Origin of the sequence: Kitasatospora sp. NPDC005856, assembly GCF_040629945.1 — a bacterium.
GTDB lineage: Bacteria > Actinomycetota > Actinomycetes > Streptomycetales > Streptomycetaceae > Kitasatospora.
The window spans coordinates 1-19,603 of the sequence record NZ_JBEXWT010000090.1; the positions used below are offsets into that span (position 1 = coordinate 1).

General features: G+C 73.3%; 18 protein-coding genes and 1 pseudogene. 8 read left to right on the forward strand and 11 right to left on the reverse strand.

Annotation, left to right across the window (positions count from 1 at the left end; genetic code table 11):
* Positions 1–103: 103 nt before the first annotated feature.
* Both ABZ449_RS34570 and ABZ449_RS34575 read right to left on the reverse strand, forming a co-directional pair.
* A complete protein-coding gene (locus ABZ449_RS34570; protein WP_360354019.1) occupies positions 104–1,936 on the reverse strand; it encodes a M1 family aminopeptidase in 1,833 nt (610 codons plus the stop codon).
* A gap of 202 nt (positions 1,937–2,138) precedes the next feature.
* A complete protein-coding gene (locus ABZ449_RS34575; RefSeq protein WP_360354021.1) occupies positions 2,139–2,747 on the reverse strand; it encodes a maleylpyruvate isomerase N-terminal domain-containing protein in 609 nt (202 codons plus the stop codon).
* A gap of 269 nt (positions 2,748–3,016) precedes the next feature.
* Between ABZ449_RS34575 and ABZ449_RS34580 the strand changes: the two are divergent.
* From ABZ449_RS34580 to ABZ449_RS34595, 4 genes and pseudogenes are all read left to right on the forward strand, one after another.
* Positions 3,017–3,307 (forward strand): annotated as a pseudogene (locus ABZ449_RS34580) (lysine transporter LysE); the annotation flags it as partial.
* Positions 3,308–3,793: 486 nt separating this feature from the next.
* Positions 3,794–4,516, forward strand: a complete 723-nt coding sequence (locus tag ABZ449_RS34585; RefSeq protein ID WP_360354023.1) for a TetR/AcrR family transcriptional regulator — start codon at positions 3,794–3,796, stop codon at positions 4,514–4,516.
* A 102-nt stretch (positions 4,517–4,618) separates the two neighbouring features.
* Complete coding sequence (locus tag ABZ449_RS34590) at positions 4,619–4,948, forward strand: hypothetical protein (protein WP_360354025.1); 330 nt, start codon at positions 4,619–4,621, stop codon at positions 4,946–4,948.
* A gap of 15 nt (positions 4,949–4,963) precedes the next feature.
* Positions 4,964–6,037 carry a M14 family metallopeptidase gene (locus tag ABZ449_RS34595; RefSeq protein ID WP_360354026.1) on the forward strand — a complete coding sequence of 358 codons (1,074 nt, stop codon included), beginning with the start codon at positions 4,964–4,966 and terminating at the stop codon, positions 6,035–6,037.
* A gap of 105 nt (positions 6,038–6,142) precedes the next feature.
* On the opposite strand, the gene ABZ449_RS34600 is transcribed toward ABZ449_RS34595, so the two are convergent.
* The 4 genes from ABZ449_RS34600 to ABZ449_RS34615 all read right to left on the reverse strand — a co-directional run bounded on the left by ABZ449_RS34600 (position 6,143) and on the right by ABZ449_RS34615 (position 9,598).
* Entirely contained in the window at positions 6,143–7,540 is a 1,398-nt protein-coding gene (locus ABZ449_RS34600) for a hypothetical protein (RefSeq protein ID WP_360354028.1), read from the reverse strand.
* A 6-nt stretch (positions 7,541–7,546) separates the two neighbouring features.
* Entirely contained in the window at positions 7,547–8,320 is a 774-nt protein-coding gene (locus ABZ449_RS34605) for a hypothetical protein (RefSeq protein ID WP_360354030.1), read from the reverse strand.
* A gap of 18 nt (positions 8,321–8,338) precedes the next feature.
* On the reverse strand, positions 8,339–8,602 hold the full coding sequence (locus ABZ449_RS34610; RefSeq protein ID WP_360354032.1) for an ABC transporter permease: 264 nt from the start codon (positions 8,600–8,602) through the stop codon (positions 8,339–8,341).
* A gap of 369 nt (positions 8,603–8,971) precedes the next feature.
* Complete coding sequence (locus ABZ449_RS34615) at positions 8,972–9,598, reverse strand: TetR/AcrR family transcriptional regulator (RefSeq protein WP_360354034.1); 627 nt, start codon at positions 9,596–9,598, stop codon at positions 8,972–8,974.
* 145 nt (positions 9,599–9,743) lie between these two features.
* On the opposite strand from ABZ449_RS34615, the gene ABZ449_RS34620 reads away from it, so the two are divergent.
* From ABZ449_RS34620 to ABZ449_RS34630, 3 genes are all read left to right on the forward strand, one after another.
* Positions 9,744–10,502: an SDR family oxidoreductase gene (locus ABZ449_RS34620; RefSeq protein ID WP_360354036.1), complete on the forward strand. Its 759-nt coding sequence runs from the start codon at positions 9,744–9,746 to the stop codon at positions 10,500–10,502.
* A gap of 134 nt (positions 10,503–10,636) precedes the next feature.
* On the forward strand, positions 10,637–11,392 hold the full coding sequence (locus ABZ449_RS34625) for an SDR family oxidoreductase (protein ID WP_360354073.1): 756 nt from the start codon (positions 10,637–10,639) through the stop codon (positions 11,390–11,392).
* The gene (locus tag ABZ449_RS34630; protein ID WP_360354037.1) at positions 11,389–12,360 is read left to right on the forward strand and encodes an NADPH:quinone oxidoreductase family protein; all 972 of its coding nucleotides are present in this window, start codon (positions 11,389–11,391) and stop codon (positions 12,358–12,360) included. Before ABZ449_RS34625 ends, ABZ449_RS34630 begins: the two co-directional genes overlap by 4 nt.
* A gap of 127 nt (positions 12,361–12,487) precedes the next feature.
* Here ABZ449_RS34630 and ABZ449_RS34635 read toward each other — a convergent pair whose 3' ends face one another.
* From ABZ449_RS34635 to ABZ449_RS34650, 4 genes are all read right to left on the reverse strand, one after another.
* Positions 12,488–12,973: a hypothetical protein gene (locus ABZ449_RS34635; RefSeq protein ID WP_360354039.1), complete on the reverse strand. Its 486-nt coding sequence runs from the start codon at positions 12,971–12,973 to the stop codon at positions 12,488–12,490.
* A gap of 364 nt (positions 12,974–13,337) precedes the next feature.
* On the reverse strand, positions 13,338–13,889 hold the full coding sequence (locus ABZ449_RS34640; RefSeq protein WP_360354041.1) for a hypothetical protein: 552 nt from the start codon (positions 13,887–13,889) through the stop codon (positions 13,338–13,340).
* A gap of 143 nt (positions 13,890–14,032) precedes the next feature.
* A complete protein-coding gene (locus ABZ449_RS34645) occupies positions 14,033–15,880 on the reverse strand; it encodes a putative Ig domain-containing protein (protein ID WP_360354043.1) in 1,848 nt (615 codons plus the stop codon).
* A gap of 486 nt (positions 15,881–16,366) precedes the next feature.
* On the reverse strand, positions 16,367–17,641 hold the full coding sequence (locus ABZ449_RS34650) for an esterase (RefSeq protein ID WP_360354045.1): 1,275 nt from the start codon (positions 17,639–17,641) through the stop codon (positions 16,367–16,369).
* A 405-nt stretch (positions 17,642–18,046) separates the two neighbouring features.
* On the opposite strand from ABZ449_RS34650, the gene ABZ449_RS34655 reads away from it, so the two are divergent.
* The gene (locus tag ABZ449_RS34655; protein WP_360354047.1) at positions 18,047–18,250 is read left to right on the forward strand and encodes a hypothetical protein; all 204 of its coding nucleotides are present in this window, start codon (positions 18,047–18,049) and stop codon (positions 18,248–18,250) included.
* Positions 18,251–18,371: 121 nt separating this feature from the next.
* Here ABZ449_RS34655 and ABZ449_RS34660 read toward each other — a convergent pair whose 3' ends face one another.
* Positions 18,372–19,601 carry an acyl-CoA dehydrogenase family protein gene (locus ABZ449_RS34660; protein WP_360354049.1) on the reverse strand — a complete coding sequence of 410 codons (1,230 nt, stop codon included), beginning with the start codon at positions 19,599–19,601 and terminating at the stop codon, positions 18,372–18,374.
* Positions 19,602–19,603 lie beyond the last annotated feature (2 nt).

Consider the following 19,603-nt stretch of genomic DNA (forward strand, 5'->3'; position numbering starts at 1 on the left):
GGTCAGGGCGTCGGCGGCCTTGGAGAGTTTCTGGGCCACGGCGCGGGCCCTCCGCTTGCGCTGGAACAGGTGGTCGCCCGGAGCGGCCGCTCGCTGCCGGGCCTCAGCCGTCGATGCGGTGCTGACTCCAGAAGGAGGTCAGGTCCACGGTGGTGGCGGCCTGGGCCGCGGCCTTGAACTCCGCGGTGGTGGAGACGCCGTACCAGTGCGCCTGCGCGTAGTTGCGCAGCAGCGTGGTCATCGCGGTGTCTCCGATCGTCCGGCGCAGGTCGTGCAGGGCGCACTTGCCGTAGCCGTAGACGACCGTGGAGTAGCGGGAGGAGTTGGCGTCCCAGTACGCCATCGAGTTGGTGATCCGCTCCGCCGAGGAGGCCCAGGAGACGCTGTTCCAGCAGCCGTTGCCGGTCTTGCCGAGGGCGAGGTCGGTGGAGTAGTCGGTGAAGGACTCGTCCAGCCAGGGGGCGTTGTACTCGTCGTCGCCCACGATGCCGTACCACCACTGGTGGCCGATCTCGTGGGTGAGCGCCGTGGTGCTGACCAGGTCGAGCACGAAGCCCGGGTACTCCATGCCGCCGAACCAGAAGTTGTTGTCGATCACCGCGTCCAGCTCGCCGTACGGGTAGGCGCCGAAGCGCTGGGCGTGGGCGTCGACCGCGGAGGTCGCGGTGGAGAGCATCGACTTGGCGTCGGTGGCGCTGATCCCCGCCACCGAGTAGACGTTGACCTTCACCCCGGCCGCCGAGGTGCCGGATATCCTGGTGAACGGCCCGGCGCCCCAGGCGAAGTCGCGCACCTTGCTGGCGGTCGCCTTGGTGACGGTCCGGCCGGTCGTGCCGGGGGTGTCCACCGAGGTGCCGGTCGCGGGCACCAGCAGGCCGGTCGGGTGGTCCAGGGTGACGGTGAAGTCCGAGGCCACCGAGTAGAAGGACTCGCCGTTGTTGGTGTACGGGTCGAGGTGCCAGCCGGCCGCGTCCCGTACCGCCAGGACGGGCAGGGCGTTGCCGAGGAAGTTGTACGCGCCGTCGTGGCCGAAGCGGTCCGCGCCGCTCGGCACGGTGATGCCGAGGTCGAAGGCGACGGTGCCGCTCTGGCCCTGCGCGAGCGGAGCCGGCAGGGTGATCTTGAGCGCGGTGCAGTTCACCGTGAGCGGGGAGGGCGTGCCGCCGGTCACGTTGGTCACCGTGATCGGGGTGCCGGGGCAGCTGCCGTGGGCGTTGTCCCACAGCCGCAGGTACACCTCGTTCAGCGCGGTGGGCGAGGCGTTGGTGAAGGTCACGCTCTCGTGTCCGGTCCAACTGCCGCCGGAGGCGTCGCTGGTGAGGTCGGCGGTGTACACCGGCGCGACCGGGGTGCGGGTCGGGTCGCCGGGCGGGGTGGTCCCGCCGCCGGAGACGTCCAGGGTGACGTCGTCCAGCACGAAGCTCGTCTGCAGGCTGGAGTCCTCGACGCCGGTGAAGGCGAGCGTGACGGCCTGGCCGGCGAAGGCGGAGACGTCGACGGTCTTGTGCACGTACCCGGCCTGGGCGTCCAGGTTGGAGTAGGTGGCCAGGGTGGTGGAGCCGAGTTTGACGGTCAGCTTGTCGTAGGCGGTGCTGCCGGTCGTCTCGGCGGTGTCGACGTGCAGCCAGAACCCGAGCGTCGCGGTGCCGCACCCGGCGGGGAGGGTGAGGGACTGCGAGAGCGTGTCGGTGTGGCTGGATCCGTAACCATCGAGCCAGGCGTAGGTGCTGCCGGAGTGCGCGCTCTGTCCGGTGTCGGCGGTGATCGCGCCGCTCGGCGCCGTCCAGGGCGAACTACCGCTTTCGAAACCGCTGTTGGCCACCACCTGGGCGGGTGTGCAGTCCGCGGCGCTCGCCACCGTGGGGGTGGCGAGCGCCGCGAGGCCGGTCGCCGCGAACAGGGCGGCGCCGGTCAGGGCAGGCAGGAGTCTTCTCATCGGAGCCTCTCGTGGGGGATCGGGCCGGGAGCAGCAGAGTGACAGCAAACCCGAATCTTTGAAAGGCTCATGACATGAGACGCATACGCCCCGCCCGAGGACCGGCCCCCCGGTCGACCGCCCCACCGGACGGCCGGACCGGCGGAGCGGCGACCCTGCGGAGCGGCGGCCGGACCGGCGGAGCGGCGGCCGGCCCGGCGCCCTACCGGATCACCGGAAGCACCGCCGCCGCGCTGCGGCCGGTCGCCGCCTCGATGAAGTCCACCGGGTCGGCGACCCGCGCCAGCAGCGCACGGGTGAAGTCCAGCGCCCCCTCGGCGGGCGGCGGGCCGCCGACGGCCGCGATCAGGTCGAGCAGGTGGACGGTCGCCTCCATCAGCGCCACCTCGCCGAGCGCGCCGACCGTCACGCTGCCGAGCAGCGGGTGCGCCACCGCGACACCCGGCGGCAGGTCCGCCAGGCCGTCCAGCGCGGCGGGGCCCTCGACGCCGAACCGGGCGACCAGCACGGCGGGTTCGGCCGCCTCGGCGACCTGGTCGGCGGCGGTGTGGGCGATACCGCCGGGCCGGTTGTAGGCACGCAGGATGCCGGCCCCGTCGACCACCTCGGGCCGCCCGTCCAGGACGGCCGCGCGCAGCCCGGAGAACATCTCCGGCACCGGCGCCACGTGCGCGTACAGCTCCCGCACGCTCCACCCGGGCAGCCGGGTGGAACGCTCCCACTCCTCCGCGGTCAGGGCCGCCCCTCGTTCCGCCCACGACGCCCAGGTCTCCGCCAACAGCGCTCGCACCGGATCGTCCTGACTGTTCATCGGTTCTCCTCGGGACGGTGATCACGGGGCTCGCCACGCTACCCCGGGCTCCCGGAAAGCCATTTGCCGCCCCCTCCCGGAACCGTCCACCATCGGCCCGTGACCGACTCCGCCGCCTGTCCGCTGCCCGCACCCGCCGCCCACCCGGCCCCGGGCCGACAGCAGCGCGGCCGCCCCCGGAGGCGCGACGCCGCACGCACATGAGGGCCGCGCTGGCCGCGGGGCTGCTCGCCGGGCTCGGCGTGGCCGTCCCGGTCGGGGCCGTCGGGGCCTTCCTGACCCTGCTGGGCATCACCCTGCTGAACCCGCTCACCGTGCTCTACGTCGCCGCCCTGGTGCTCGGCGGCGGCAGCCAGGACGGCGTCCCGGCCCGGGCGGTCTTCACCGTCGGCACCTTCACCGTCGGCGCCTTCGCGGCCTCCGCCTGCTGGCAGCTGCTGCCGGCCGGCGGCGGCGCACTGCTCGGCCGGGCGCTGACCGGCCCGCGCGGCCGACTGCTGACCGCGCTGGGCTCGACCGCCCTGGTCGCCACCCTCGCCGTCCGGCTGCTGCTGGGCTGAACCCGGGCCGCGGACCACGCCCCCACCCTTCGCCCCGGCGACCGCCACCCACCGCCCGACTACGCACCGCCCGACTACGCCCCGCCCGACTACGCCCCGCACCCGACCCGACCGCCCCCGGTCACCGAGCCGCCGCCCGACACCCCGCCCCACGCCTGCCCGCCACCGCACCCGACCCGCACGGCGCCCGCCCGCCACCGACCCCGCGGCCACCCTCCGCAACCGACCCCGCCGCCCCGGTCGTCGCGCCCGCCACCCCCGCCGCTCCGCCGCCGGTCGGCTGACCAGCGGGATCGGCGAATCGACCGGCAGATCCCGCTGACCCATTTACGTCCGATTCATACCTTGTATCCTGGATCTGTATCCGCTGAGTGACGCCCGCCGACGACCCAGCCCGGCAGCGGGCCTGCGCCACGGCCGGTCCGCCGGACCGGCCGAGCGGCCCCGCGTTCGGGAACGCCGCCACCGACCCGGAGGAGTGCGGAGATGGCCGAGCAGGACGCCCCCGAGAAGCGGGGCCGGCTGAGCCGCCCGCTGGTGCTGGGCGCCGCCGTGGCCCTGGTCGACCGCGAGGGTCTGGCCGCGCTGACCATGCGCAGGCTCGCGGCCGAGCTCGGTGTGGAGTCGATGGCCCTGTACCGCTACACCCCGGGCAAGGAGGCCCTGGTCGACGGCCTCGTCGAGGCCTACTTCGACGAGATCAACGCCCGGCTGCGGGCCGGTGCCGAGCGCGGTTCCCACCCGGACGGCTGGCGCGCCGAACTGCGCCGGATCGCCAAGGCGTTCGCGGCCACCGCGCACGCCCACCCGGAGATCCTGCCGCTGGTCGCGACCCGCCCGCTGGCCGTGCCGGTGGCCCGCCGCCCGGCCTCGGTACTGGACCTCACCGAGCACATCCTGGCCGTGCTCAGCCGGTCCGGCTTCGACGACGCCGGAGCGCTGACCGTCTACCGCACCTTCGTCGCCTGGAACCTCGGCTGCCTGCTGGTGGACAAGCGCCAGGTGGTGGACAACCCGAGCGAGCCGGACCCCGCCCTGCGGCTCGGCCTGCACCGGCTGCCCGCCGCCGACTACCCCAGGCTGCGCGCCCTGGTGCCCCGGTTCGCCGACTTCGACGACGAGGCCGAGATGCTGAGCGGCCTGGACAGCCTGCTCGACGGGATGCCCGAGCCGCCCCTTGACGACTTCTACGGTGACGGCGGATCCTGAGGATACGAGGTACACGTCGGACATATCCGCTCTGATCGGCGCCGCCGCGCCGCCCGGCACACCACCGCGGCAGCCGGCTGACGGCGCCCGGAAGAAGTCCCCATGTCCTCCGACCCCAACGCCTCACCCCCTGACGACATCCTGCGCCTCCGCGTCACCGCCAAGGACCCGGAGACCCTGCGCGCGCTGCTGCGCGACACCCGCCCCGACGTCGGCGGAAGCCCGCACGTCGAGGAGGACGGCCGCATCGGCATCGACGTCTACGCCCCGGCCGACCGGATCCCGGCCCTCGAACGCGAGGGCGTCACGGTCACCATGACCGGCAACGCCAGCGAGGCCGGGCGCGCCGCCCAGGCCGAGGTCGGCAGCGGCGACCGCTTCGCCCCCGCCGACGCCGTCCCGCGCGGCCTGGCCGCCAAGCTCTCCGGCTGACCCGGGAGGCCCGCCATGCCGTACCTGAACGTCACCGAGGTCGAGTCCGCCGTGACCAGCCTGGCCACCGCTTTCCCCGACCTGACCCAACTCGTCACCCTGCCCGAGCCCTCGTTCGAGGGCCGCACCGCCCACGCCCTGCAGATCGGCGTGCCCGCGGCACTCCCCAAGCCGTGCGTGATGATGATCGGAGGAGTCCACGCCCGCGAATGGGGCAGCTGCGAGATCCTCATCCACCTCGCCGCCGACCTGCTGGAGGCCCAGCGCGACGGCACCGGCCTCGGCTACGGCGGCACCAGCTTCACGGCCGGTCAGGTCAGCGACCTGCTCCACCGGATCGACCTGGTGATCTACCCGCTGGTCAACCCCGACGGCCGGCACTACAGCCAGACCGTCCGGCCGATGTGGCGCAAGAACCGCAACCCCGCCAACACCGGCGGCAGCCAGAACCCGGACTGCGTCGGCGTCGACCTCAACCGCAACTACGACTTCCTCTTCGACTTCGTCACCGCCTTCGACCCGGCCGCCAACCCCCGGGTGTCCAACGACCCGTGCGAGCCGCAGGTCTACTGCGGCCCGAGCGCGTTCTCCGAGCCGGAGACCCAGAACGTGCTCGCGCTGCTGGAGCAGTTCCCGCAGACCGCGTGGTTCGTCGACGTGCACAGCTACTCGGAGGACATCCTCTACAACTGGGGCGACGACGAGAACCAGTCGGACAACCCCGACATGAACTTCCGCAACGCCGACTTCGACGGAAAGCGCGGCCGGCCCAACGACCTCACGTACGCCGAGTACATCCCCAGGGAGGACGAGGACGCCGAGAAGGAGCTCGCCGAGGCGTTCTGCCAGGGCCTCAAGGGCGTTCGCGGCCTGGCGTACAAGCCGATCACCGGCTTCCACCTGTACCCGACCAGCGGGACCAGCGACGACTACGTCTACTCCCGCCACATGGCCGACCCCGACCAGGGCAAGGTGCTCGGCTTCACCGTCGAGTGGGGCACCGAGTTCCACCCGCGGTGGGCGGAGATGGAGCAGATCATCCGCGACGTGGACGCCGGGCTGGTGCAGTTCTGCCTGGCCACCACCTGAACCCGCCGACACCTGAACCCGCCGGCACCTGAACCCTCAAGCCACAGTGCCCGACAGCCGGGAGCCCGCCACGACCCTTCGTGGCGGGCTCCCCGGGGTGCGGGCTCAGGCGGCCCGGTGGAAGAAGAACGGATCGATGGACGGCGGCACCCGGGTCACGCCGTCCGTGCTGAGCAGTTGGTGGGTGGTGAAGTTGGCGTTGCGCTGGTACGTCACGCCCACCGGGAAGTTGGCCCGGTCCGGCGTGTTGTTGCCGGCGAAGACGCCGTAGAAGTCCTTCCCGACCGCGAGCATCCGGATGTAGTCACCGAGGAAGGGCAGCCCCCTGGCACGGGGCACGTTCGCGGGTGCCTGGTGCAGGACGTCGGACTCCGGCGCGGTGCTCCAGTTGTCGGCGGTGACCTCCAGGACCGTCGTCCACTGGTTGCTGGCGAACCGCTGGTAGACCAGGCCCACCAGACCGTCCTCGTTGACGGCCAGCGACGGGTTCTTGGCGTCGGTGACGTCGTCGCGCACCTGCAGCCAGGTCTGGCCGCGGTCCTCCGAGTGCCGGACGTGCAGGGTGTTGTCGACGCCCGCCGGACCGCCCACGCGGTCGCACCAGGCGATCCAGACGCGGTCGGCGCCGGTCGGGTCCACCGCGATCGTCAGGTCGCCGCCGAGCCGTTCCTGGCCCATGGTCGAGTTGAACGCGACGAAACGGTCGGTCGCGACCCGCTGCCCGGGGACGCTGTCGGTGGCGTCCTTGAGGTCCTGGAACGGGTGGGCGTCGACGCCTCCCCCGTCGTCCCGGGTCACCACGACGTCGAAGCCGACGTTGGTGATCGGGTCGCCCTGGTCGTTGCTCCGCCAGCTCTGGAACGCCGCGTAGACGGTGCCGTCGGGGTGCACGGCGAGGCGCACCGGCGGCCCGTCCTGACCGGCCGGATTGCGGCGTTCGATCGTCGTGGACACGAATCCGGCCGGTGCCGGCGCCGTCCGCGCGTCGCCCGAGAGGTCCACGCGCGCGGTCCGCGGGCCCGGACCGTTGTTGCCGATGTACACCCGGTCGCGGTCGGAGCCGCCGGCCGCCACGGTGTCGGCGATGACCCACGGCTGGTCCTCCTCGTCCCGGCTCACCAGGATCTCCATGGCCGCGGTCGAGGCGACGCTCGGCGCGCGGAGGATCTGCATCCTGGTGATCGGGGGCCGTTGCAGTGCGGCCAGGCCGTTCAGGATGCCCGCGTACAGGGCACCGCCCTGGGCCGCGAAGGCCACCGTGATGTCGGCGGTGCCGAGCCCCGGCGCGGCGCCGGGGACGACGGTGTGCAGCACCCAGCTGTCGCCGCCGTCCGTGGACACGTAGACCGGGGCGAGCGGGCCGTCCATCGGGTCGGGGGTGAAGGCGGTCGCGACCATCTCGGTGGGAGTCTCGGGGTTGACCGCGAGGAACGGTTCGGAGTCCTGGGTCACGGTGCCGCTCAACACCTTGGGAGTGATGTTGACGACCTTGAGGGTGGGCATGTCGGCTCACCTCCGTTCACGCAGCACGGCGAGCTTGTGCACCGGCTGGTAGTCCTCGGGGTGGACCAGTTCGTACGGGGCGAGCTCGCGCTGGTCCTCCTGGGTGGCGTGCAGGAGCCAGAGCCCCTCCTGGCCGGCCTCGGGCTTGGGCACCCGGTAGTAGTGGGCGTCCCGGCTGTTCGGGTACAGCACGGGGACGGTCCCCTTGCCCAACGGGCCGCTCTCGACCTGGGTGACGTCGATCGACGCCAGCCACCAGTCCGGCGAGTGCTCGGAGCGGCGGCCGGCACGGCCGACCCGTCGCAGGCCGGCCACCGTGCCGACGACCACGGCGTCCGCCTCGTCCGCGTGCGCGGCCAGATCCTGGTGGCGGATCTCCCGCTGCACCGAGGTGAACGGCTGTTCGTCGGCCGTGGTGGCGGCGAGCGACACGTGGTGCTGGACGGCCTCGGCGGGCAGCCGGCCCACCTCGGTGACGCCCAGGCCCTCCCCGTACACCATGCCCTGGGTGAAGAACGCGGCCCGGCCGCCGACGGCCATCCGGCCCTCGTCGGGCGACAGTTGGACGGTGACCTCACTGCCCGCGAGCTGTCCGAAGGCCTCCGGCGCGTGCAGCACCTGGTCCACCCTGACCACGGCCGTCCGATCGTCCCTCGCCTCGGCCGGAACGGCCGCGAGCGAGGTGCCGCCGACCCGGGTGACCGTGCCCACGAAACTCAGCGGGGCCCGCCGGACGAGTTCGGTGAGCTCCTCGTGCTTGACGGGTGACATGTCAGTCATGACGGTCCTCCTCCGTGCTCACCGCACCGCGCGGGCCGAGGAAGGGTGCGCCCGGCGCCACTCGATCCGCGCGCCGAGCAGGCAGACGGCGGTGACGGCGGCCGCCAGCGCGACCACGAGCCACTCCGCCGCACCGCTGCCGGCGTCCGGGTCGATGCCGAGGAGCGTCTCGATCCACTGCGGCCACACCAGGGTGAGCAGGAACAACAGTCCGGACAGTCCGCCGAGGGCGGTCTCCAGCCAGAAGCGGGGACGGACCGGATTCGCTTGTCGGAAGGGCATCACTGCACCTCCCCTTCTCCAACCGCCCGGGCCGCACCGCGACGCGGCGAGCGCCGTTCCCGTGCCGTCGCACACGGCGGCGGCACGGCCGGCCGGGCCGGCCCGGGTCGGGGGTTGCTCCCGGCGGCGCCGCCGGTCGGGGGCGTGGTCGCCGCGGGAGGTTGATCTGCTTCGATCCGCAGCGTCGGAGCTGCGGTGGGAGTGCGTCGGGGAGGGGGATCACCGGTCGCCCGTCGTCCCGGGAGGGGATCTCGGATCGTCCTGTGTACCGGTCCCCGCGCTGTACGCCTACGAGGCACACGTACTTCGTATACGAGTGTGCTCGCACTCCGTGAGCAGGTCAAGGGCGGGGTCGGGCCGCCTCTCGCGTCAGATCCGGGCGCCGAGCATCCGCAGCACCAACTCGCCGTAGCGGCGACCGAGTTCCTCCGGCGTCTCGGTCGAGCGGTCGGTGTACCAGCGGGAGACGTCGATGCCCAGCGAGGTGACCGCGCGGGCCGCCGTCCGCACCTCGGAGACCTGGAAGTCGCCGGCCACCACGCCGGCCTCGATCAGGGTGCTGACCTCGCGCTCGATGTCCAGCCGCAGCGCCGCGACCACCGCGTAGGCGTCCTCGGGCAGGGCGTGCAGCTCGTAGTTCACCACCCGGCCGACCGTCCGGGCCCGGGCGTGCCAGGCGGTGAACTGCTCGACCAGGCGCCGCATCCGCTCGGCCGGGCCGCCCTGGCCGGCCACCGCGTCCCGGACCAGGGCCAGGGTGGCGGCGTGCCCGGCCTGGCTGATCTCGGCCAGCAGCGCGGCCTTCGACTGGTAGTGGATGTACAGCGCGGCCGGGCTCATCCCCGCCGCGGTGGCGATGTCCCGGGTCGTGGTGGCGTGGAAGCCGCGCTCCGCGAACGACTCGGCGGCGGCCTGGAGCAGCCGGTACGCCGCTTCGGGGCGGGCGTCGGCGCCGGGCAGGGTCGGCCAGAGGTCGGCGAGCGGGGTGCTGGTCATGGCGTCATCCTCCCAGAGAACTCGTACAGGCTTTCCCGCCGGTCGGGGGCGACTGGCTGTTGACAGGCTCCCGCACCGACAGCATGCTGAGCAAGCGCTTAGTCAGCTGCTGGCAGAGATCCTCGCACGAAAGGCAGGACGCTCCGTGGTGCACTCCTTCAAGGGCCGGGTGGCCGTCGTCACCGGATCGAGCCGGGGCATCGGCCTCGGCATCGCCCGCGAGCTGGTCGACCGGGGCGCCAAGGTCTGCCTCACCGCCCGCAACCCGGAGCCGCTGGCCGAGGCCGTCCGCGACCTGGGCGGCCCGGAGAACGCGATCGCCGTGGCGGGCAAGGCCGACGACCCGGCCCACCAGGAGGAGGCCGTCGCCCGCACCCTGGAGGCCTTCGGGCGGCTCGACCACCTGGTCAACAACACCGGCATCAACCCGGTGTACGGGCCCGTCCTGGAGACCGACGAGGCCGCCGCCGCCAAGATCCTCGCCGTCAACGTGCTGGCCCCGCTGGCCTGGACCCGCCGCGCGCACGCGGCCTGGATGGGCGAGCACGGCGGCTCGGTCGTCAACGTCGCCTCGATCGCGGGCATCCGCTCCTCGCTCGGGATCGGCATGTACGGCGTCAGCAAGGCCGCGCTGATCCGGCTCACCACCGAACTCGCCTCCGAGCTGGGCCCCCAGGGCATCCGGGTCAACGCCGTCGCCCCCGCCGTGGTCAAGACCAAGTTCGCCGAGGCACTGTACGAGGGCCGCGAGGAGAAGGTCGCCAGGGCCTACCCGCTCGGCCGCCTCGGCGTCCCCGAGGACGTCGCCGGCGCCGTCGCCTTCCTGCTCTCCCCCGACGCCGGCTGGATCACCGGCCAGACCCTGGTCGTCGACGGCGGGGTCACTCTCGGCGGTGGGATGTGACCACCGGGGCCTCCGACGGCGGGGCCTCCGACGGCGGGGCCTTCGGCGGCGGGGCCTTCGGCGGTCGGGATTTCGAGGGTCGGGCGTTTGAGGGAGGAGCGTCCGACGGACGGGCCTTCGACGGCCGGGGCGTGGTGGTCACCGGCGGCGGCCGGGGCATCGGCGCCGCGCTGGCCCGGGCCTTCGCCGCGGCCGGCGCCCGGGTGGTGGTCAACGACCTGGACGCCGAGGCCGCCCGCGCCGTCGCGCAGGAGTGCGCCGGCACCGCCCTGCCCGGCGACGCCGCCTCCCCCGAGGGACTGGCCGACCTGGTCGGGCGGGCCCGCGCCGGAATCGGCGAGATCGACGTGTGGTGCGCCAACGCGGGCGTCGCCCCGGTGGGCGGGGCGGACGCGCCCCCCGCGGCCTGGGCGAGCGCCTGGGAGGTCAACGTCATGGCCCACGTCCGGGCCGCCGAGCTACTGCTCCCCCGCTGGCTGGAGCGCGGGGAGGGCCGCTTCCTGGCCACCGTCTCCGCCGCCGGACTGCTCACCATGCTGGGCTCGGCGCCGTACGCCGTCAGCAAGCACGGCGCGCTGGCCTTCGCCGAGTGGCTCTCCGCGACCTACCGCCACCGGGGCCTGCGGGTGCACGCGCTCTGCCCGCAGGGCGTGCGCACCGACATGCTCGTCTCCACCGGTGCGGTCGGCGAGGCGCTGCTGGCGCCGACCGCGCTCGACCCGGCGGCGGTCGCCGAGGCCGCGCTGGACGGGATGCGGGCGGAGCGCTTCCTGCTCCTGCCGCACCCCGAGGTCGCCGACTACTGCCGCGCCCGGGCCACCGAGCCGGACCGCTGGCTCGCCGGGATGAACCGGCTCCAGCAGGGGCTGGAGAGGAGCGAACTGCTGTGAGGGCCTGGCAGGTGAGCGAGCTCGGGGAGCCGGCCGAGGTGATGCGGCTGGCCGAGGACGTCGCGCGGCCGGTGCCCGGCCCGGGGCAACTGCTGGTCCGGGTGCGGGCGGCGGCCGTCAACTTCCCGGACGCGCTGATGGTGCGCGGGCAGTACCAGGTCCGCCCGCCGCTGCCGTTCACGCCCGGGGTGGAGCTGTGCGGCCAGGTGGCGGACGGCGCCCGGCGGGGCGAGCGGCTGATCGGCAATCCGGTGCTGCCGCACGGCGCCTTCGCCGAGTACGCGCTGCTGGACGCCGCCGCCGCGTTCCCGGCGCCCGAGGTGCTGGACGACGCCGAGGCCGCCGCCCTGCACATCGGCTACCAGACCGCCTGGTTCGCGCTGCGCCGCCGGGCCCGGCTGCGGGCCGGGGAGACCCTGCTGGTGCACGCGGCCGCCGGCGGCGTCGGCAGTGCGGCGGTCCAGCTCGGCCGGGCCGCCGGGGCGCGGGTGATCGCCGTGGTCGGCGGGCCGGCGAAGGCGCTCGCGGCCCGGGAGCTCGGCGCCGACCTGGTGGTGGACCGCCGGGAGCGGGACTTCGTCGCCGCCGTCAAGGAGGCCACCGACGGGCGCGGCGCCGACGTGGTCTTCGACCCGGTCGGCGGCGAGGCCTACACCGGCTCCACCAAGTGCGTCGCCTTCGAGGGCCGGATCGTGGTGGTCGGCTTCGCCGCCGGGCAGATCCCCACCCCGGCGCTCAACCACGCCCTGGTGAAGAACTACTCGATCCTGGGCCTGCACTGGGGCCTGTACAACACCCACGACCCGCGCGCCGTACGCACCGCCCACGACGAGCTCACCAGGCTCGCCGACCAGGGCGCCGTCCGTCCGCTGGTGAGCGCCCGGGTGCCGCTGGCCGGCGCCCCGGACGCCGTCCAGCGCGTCGCCACCGGGCGCAGCACCGGCCGGATCGCCGTCCTCGGCGACTGACCCCGCGCGCGGTGCGGACCGCGGCGCCCGGCGAGGCCGCAGCCCGTGGGCTGTGGCCTCGCCGCGTCGTACCCGTCTACGGGCGCCCGTCCGCGAGCGCTCGGGTGCCCGGCGCCCCGGGTCGGCGTCAGTAGACGAGGATGTCCCAGTGGCTGCCCTCGTTGCAGTAGAGGTTGCCCGATGCGGCCTTCCACTGCGGGTAGCCGTCGCCCCGGTAGCCGATGTAGGTGAAGCTGTTCTGGATGTAGTTGTCGATGCAGGAGCTGCGGGAGATGTCGACCTTGTAGCCGTTGTAGTGGCTGTAGGTGCCGGAGGCGTGGCCGACCTCCGTCCCGCCCGTGATGTTGATGGCGCAGCCGCTGGCCTGCTTGAGGGTGATGATGGTGCTCACCGTGCCCGAGTTGATCTGCTCGAACGAGGTGCAGGTGGAGTTGGACCTGGTGGTACAGCCCCCGCTGGAACTCCATGTGATGCCGGCGCCGCTGAACTGACTGGCGGCGGTCGACTGCGACAGCTTGGTGCCGCTGGCGCCGGCCGTGGGCGCCGAGACGGCGAGGCCGGCCAGGGCCAGGGCGCCGACGGTGACGGCGGTGGCGACGGTGCGTGGCTTCATCTGCATCTCCCGGTGAGTGGGCGTGCCTCCGACACGAACGGGTCGTACGAGGTGCTGTGACGCGGCGGTGCTCCGGCGCGAGGGCCGACCGATCCGTCCGGCACCGCCGCCCGCGGTTCCCGGGGGAACGAGGAGCGGGCTTCGAGCACCGGCATCGCACCAGGATGGCCCATCCCTGTCTATGCGAGTAGACCCCGGGCTGTGAATTTCGCGTGACGGGGAAGCGGCCTTCGGCGCGCCGGAACGCCCCGTCGACCGGCCGGCCGCGGGATCGCCGGCATCCACCGGAATCCACCGGCGTGCGACGGCCGAGGACGGCGGCCGGCCCCGGCTCGGAGATCCGACGGGCCCTCGGGGCCGGGTCTCAGCCGGTGACCTCGACGGTGACCTCGTAGTCGCGCTGCTCGGGCGGGCAGTTGAGGGCCTCGCCGCAGCTGGTGCGGGTGGCGGTGAGGCGGGCCGTGCCGGGGGCGCGGGCGGTGAAGGAGACGGTGACGGTGCCGCAGCCGCCGCCGGGGCGGCAGGACGGGGACGGGGCGGTGGTCGGGGCGCCGTCCGGGGCGAGGACCTCGGGGGCGGAACTGGTCGCGGCGGACCAGTAGGTGCTGTGGAGGACGAGCGTGACGGTCGTGCCGACGGCGGCCTTCAGGGTGGTGCGGTCGGCGTGCTCGTCCACCGTGACCGTCGCCGGGCTCGGGGCGGCCTGCGTGGCGGCGGGCGTCGACGGGCTCGGGGCGGCCTGCGTGGCGGCGGGCGTCGACGGGCTCGGGGCGGCGGGCGTGGCGGCGGGCGTCGACGCGCCGGTCCCGCTCGACGCGCCGGTCCCGCTCGACGGGCCGGTCCCGGTGGAGGCGCAGCCGGCCAGGGCGAGCAGGGCGGCGGCGAGTGCCAGGGCGGCGGGTCTTCTCGGGTGCACGGTGGTTCCTCTTGCCGTTGGTCCAGGGGTGCCGGTTCGACGCGCCGTCGGCCGGTTCGGATCCCGCCGGACGGCACTCGGACCGGAGAACGGCACCGGGGTGGGCGCTGGGCCCACCCCGGTGCGTTCGGCGCGACGCTGGGTCAGGAGACCGTCACGTCGTCGTAGGAGGTGTAGGTCGGGTCACCCGGGTAGTTGTCGTCGTGGTTGCTCAGGGTGAGGGTGTAGGAGTGGCCCGGGGTGACGGTCGCCGTCTTGTTGGTCCAGGTCCCGGTGGTGGTGCAGGTCTTGGCCAGGACGGTGGTGGTGGTGCCGGTGGTGTTGTCCTTCAGGGTGGCGGTGGCCCAGTCGTACGTGACGGTGTCGTCACAGGTGTTGCTGTACCAGAAGGACAGCTTGCTGGAGCCCGTCGGCGCGGTGAAGGTCTGGGCGATCGAGGAGTCCCCGGTCGGGCTGGTGGAGCCGACCATGGCGCCGTAGCCACCGCTGTGGGCGGCGGAGGCGGTGGCGGAGGTGCTGCCGGCGGTGGTCCAGCCGGTCAGGTCGCCGGTCTCCAGTCCGCCGTTGGTGACGGCGTTGCCGCCGCCCCCGCCGGTGGACTCGGTCCAGGCGAAGGTGGTGTTGCCGGCGGCGCCGGTGGTGTCGGTGGCGGTGACCGTGACGCTGGAGGTGCCGGCGGCGGTCGGGGTGCCGGAGATCAGGCCGGTCGAGGAGTTGATCGACAGGCCGGCCGGCAGGCCGGTGGCCGAGTAACTCAGCGTCTGGCCGGTGGCCGAGTCGGTGGCGTTGATCTGCAGACTGGCCGCGGTGCCGACGGTGCCGCTCTGGTTGCCCGGGTTGGTGACGGTGACCGTGTTGCCGTGGGTCAGGATGGCGTGCGAGATCGCGCAGGAGTTGGTGTCGTTGGACCAGCTGGCCTGCTCGGCGTAGCTGCCGAAGGGCCCGAAGGAGATGTTGGCGGCGCCGCCGGTGCTGCCGGGCCGGATCCAGGCGCACTCGTCGGAGTTCTCCTGGCCGTTGTAGCTGCTGCCGGAGACGTGGTTGGTCCAGCCGCCGGCCGGGTTCTGGTCGGACATCATCTCGTGCCACTCGTGACCGAGGGTCATCGTCCAGCCGTCCAGCGTGCCGGGCGAGTTGACGAAGCCGACGCCGCAGTTGGAGCCCGCGTCGATGTTGTACGGCTGGTTGGAGAAGGCGATGTCGCCGTAGGGCGAGTTCGCCGCACCGCCGGTGAGGGTGGTGTCACCGTTCCAGTCGTGCCAGGCGCAGTACCCGGTGGTGGGGTTCTGGTAGTCGTCCGGGTTGGTGCCGTGCGGCGACAGGACGATGTAGTACGCGTCCCGGTTGGCGGCGGCGGTGGTGTTGCCGAAGTGGCCGGCCGCCTTGACGGCCTCCTGGGCGAGCTGGTTCCCGCTGGCCTGGCTCGGCGAGGCGGCCGCGTTGTCGTACCAGACGCCGGACAGGACGCCGCCGCTCTGGTACGGGATGAAGTTGGCGTTGGACGGGCAGCTCACGGCACCGGTGGCGACGTTGGGGCCGTCGCACCACTGGGTCAGGTCGGCCGACCAGGTCTCGCCGTTGGTGCCGATGCCCTTGAACATCTGCTGGGTGGCGCCGGCGGCACCGGCCGAGTCGTTGGAGAACTTCGCGTTGCCGTTGGCGTCGGTGCTCTGGGTGCCCCACTGGTTGCCGTAGAACACCAGGTAGACCTTGGAGTGCCCGCTCTGCACGCCGATGCCGTCGACGCCGCCGCCGTACGACAGCGTCTGCTGCCCGGTCGCCGCGGCCTGCTCGTGAGCGCTGAGCCACTTCTTGTAGTTCTCGTGCTGGGACATGCCGGGAACCGCGCCGTGCCGGTAGGGGTGGCCGTTCTGCGGGCTCCAGGGGTTGAACTCGTTGGCGGTGCCGCCCTGCGAGCTGGAGATGTCCTGCGCGGAGGCCGGACCGGCCGCGCCGGCCAAGCCGGCGACGGCGAGCGCGAGCGACGCCATTCCGGTGAGCGCCGCGTACCTCGCGCGTCCGGTCCTGGGGGAGTGACCCATGGGTGAGGGTGCCTCTCTTCTGCCGATCGCCCGCGGCCTCGGGGGCCGGGGACGATCCCTTTGTGGGGAAGGGCCGGCGGTGGATTCCGTCGGGGCCGGTTCCGGTCGAATTCATTCGCACACCCGGAATTGACTGCCCGTCGGACCATTGCCGCCTGCGTGGCAAGAAGGAAAGCAGAGCTGATGAACACCGGTCAACGGCATAGGGTAAGGAACGATTAAGAAGCGCGTCCAAGCAGGTCAAGCGGCGTTGATGAAAGGGGATCAACGCGTGTAGCCATTCACTGAATACGATGCGGAATGCTGCTTCGAAATCCGCGCCAAGCCGCTTGTCAAGGCCTCTGACGGCAATTCACCGGCCGCCGTGGCCCTCCGTCCCCGGCCCACCCGGAAGGGGGCGGCGCCGGAACTCCGCCCGCCGCCGCCCCGGCCCCGCTAACGCTCGTACGCCATTTCCGGGAAGCGCGCCGAGGGCCCGTCCAGCAGGTGGTCGTCCTGGCCGCGCAGCCAGCGGTCGAAGAAGGACGCCACGTAGGAGCGGGTGGCGAGTTCGGCGCGGCCCGGGCGGATGTCGCCGACGTCGTTGCGCAGTCGCTCGGCGCCGAGGACGCCCTGCCGGGCGAGCTGCGGCAGCAGGGGCTGGGCGTCGGTGTACGAGCCGTGGCGGGAGCCGGCGAGGGTGACGTCGGCGTGCCAGCCGGTGCTGTGCTGCCACACGGCGTTCCAGCCGGGCTGGTTGCGGTAGCTGCCGGAGTCGCCGCTGCCGGAGCCCATCAGCAGGAACGGCCGGTTCAGGCCGTCCTCGGCGACGCTGGGCAGGAACACGCCGGTGTGGCCGTCGGGGCCGGGGAAGTGCATCTGCCCGTCCATGTTGACGCCGGCGGCGATCCGCGGGTCGTCGTGCATGGTCTGGAGCGCGGTGAAACCGCCCGCCGACTGGCCGACCATGCCGATCCGGCCGAGGTCGAGGGCGCCGGCCACCCCGGCGGGCAGGCCCGGGCGGCCACCCAGTGCGGCGAGCTGGTCCAGCACGAAGCGGGTGTCGGCGACCCGGGTGTCCATCGCCTTGCGCAGCACGGCGCCGATGTCCAGGCCGGGCTGCGCGAGCATGCCGGGGAGCACCGAGGTGGCCAGGTCCCCTCCGGGGAAGGCGACTTCGGAGGCCTCGTAGGTGTGGTCGACGGTGACCACCACGTAGCCGCGCGAGGCGAGGTCCTCGACCAGTGCCGTCCCCCAGGTGCGCGGGTCGCCGAGGCCGGGCGAGTACAGCACCACCGGGCGCGGGCCGCCGGTCAGCGCCGGGGCGTCCTTGCGCGCGTGGGTGCGGATGGCCGACCAGTCGGTGCGGCCGGGCTGGGTGCCGTAGTTGAGCAGGCCGACGCCGTCCGGGCCGTCGAAGTGCTTCCCGGCGGCGGGCTCCATGTACGCGGCCCGGTCCTCGGCCGCGGCCGGGTGGGAGGTCGGGTACCAGAGGCTGATCATCAGCTCGCGCCGCTGCCCGGGGTGCCAGGGGTCCTCCCGCCCGGCGTCGGTCAGGTGCAGCGCGGTGGTCCCGATCGGGTACGGCCCGCTGGGCTCCGGCAGCCAGGCGCGGGCCTGGCGTCCGGGGCTTCCGTCCCCCGGTGTGGCCGCGAGCGCCGCTCCGGCCGCGCCGATCGTTCCCGCCGCCGTTGCCGCCACCGTGACCGCCGCCAGTACCACTGCCGCCACGGCCCGTCCCGGAATGCCCATCGTGTCCCCTCCGTGTTCCACTCGATCGACTTGATCGACTTGATCGAACACGCAGGACACTACGGTCGGGAACGGGCCGCAGCCGTCATACCAGGGGGCCAACCGGTCCCTGAATACCCGGGTATGACACCCCTACGGGTGGCCCTCCGCCGTTCCCCCTTCCGGCACTCCCCCCTCGTGGGCCAGGCCCGCGGTCGGCGTCGCCCGGGGGTCGGCATCGCCCGGGGGTGGGCCGGGCCCGGGGGTGGGCCGTTCGACGGAACGCGACGCGGTTCGGAGACGGACCACCGCCGGAACACGGCGTTCCCGCCCGCCGCCGGTGCTAGCTTCCAGCTGCCGCCCGGTCCGGGCGGCGCTCTCAGTCGCCGTTCGAAGGAGCGACCCATGACCCAGACCAGTGTGTCCGACACAGCGCACAAGAAGTCGCTGGTGAAGGACGCCGCAGGGACGAAGACCTGGCACCACGTCATCAAGCCGGACGCGGACGCCGCAGCCACCTACCTCAACGCCGACCCCGCCCAGGGCCCGGGCGAGGCGACCATCACCACCCGGCCGGACGGACAGATCGACATCCTCGCCTTCCTGTAGGAGCGGGCTCCCCACGTCGGGCCGGTGCCGCGGCGCGCCTCTGGCGCCGCGGCACCGGCATGGACGGGAGGCTCGCCCGCGCGGCACGGGGCCTGTCCGGCGGACCTTCGCCGGGCGGGCCCTACCGGTACTTCCTGAGCTCCCGGCGGGCCAGCGAGCGCTTGTGCACCTCGTCCGGGCCGTCGGCCAGCCGCAGGGTGCGGTTGCCGGCCCACACCTGGGCGAGCGGGGTGTCCTGGCTGACGCCGGCGGCGCCGTGCGCCTGGACGGCCTTGTCGAGGATCCACTCGACGGTGCGCGGGGTGGCGATCTTGATCGCCTGGATCTCGGTGTGCGCGCCCCGGTTGCCGACGGTGTCCATCAGCCAGGCGGTCTTGAGCACCAGCAGCCGCAGCTGCTCGATCCGCACCCGGGACTCGGCGATCCAGTCCTGCACCACGCCCTGCTCGGCCAGCGGCTTCCCGAAGGCCACCCGCTCGTCGGCCCGGCGGCACATCAGTTCCAGCGCCCGCTCGGCGATGCCGATGGCGCGCATGCAGTGGTGGATCCGGCCGGGGCCGAGCCGGGCCTGGGCGATGGCGAAGCCCGTGCCCTCCTCGCCGATCAGGTTCTCCGCCGGGACCCGGACGTCCTCGAACAGCACCTCGGCGTGGCCGCCGTGGTCGGCGTCGTCGTACCCGAAGACCGTCATGCCGCGCTTCACGGTCACGCCCGGGGTGTCGCGCGGGACGAGCACCATGCTCTGCTGCCGGTGCGGTTCGGCGGCGGGGTCGGTCTTGCCCATCACGATGAGGATCCTGCAGTCGGGGTTCATCGCCCCGGTGATGTACCACTTGCGGCCGTTGACGACGTACTCGTCGCCGTCCCGCTCGATCCGGGTGGCGATGTTGGTGGCGTCCGAGGAGGCCACCTCGGGCTCGGTCATCGCGAAGGCCGAGCGGATCTCGCCGCCCAGGAGCGGGCGCAGCCAGCGCTCGCGCTGCTCGGGGCTGCCGAACTGGGCGAGCAGTTCCATGTTGCCGGTGTCGGGCGCCGCGCAGTTGAGCGCGGGCGGGGCCAGCTGGATGCTGCGGCCGGTGATTTCGGCGAGCGGGGCGTACTGGAGGTTGGTGAGACCGGCGCCGAGCTCGCCCGGCAGGCTGTGCTCGTCCACGAAGAAGAGGTTCCAGAGGCCCTGCTTGCGGGCCTCTGCCTGGAGGTCGGCGACGACCGGGGGCACGGCCCACCGGTCGCGGGCCGGGTCGGCGAGTCGGGCGGCGAGGACGGGCTCGGCGGGGTACACGTGCTCGTCCATGAAGGCGAGCAGCTGCTCACGGAGCTCGTTCGTCCGGGCGTCGTAGGCGAAGTCCATCG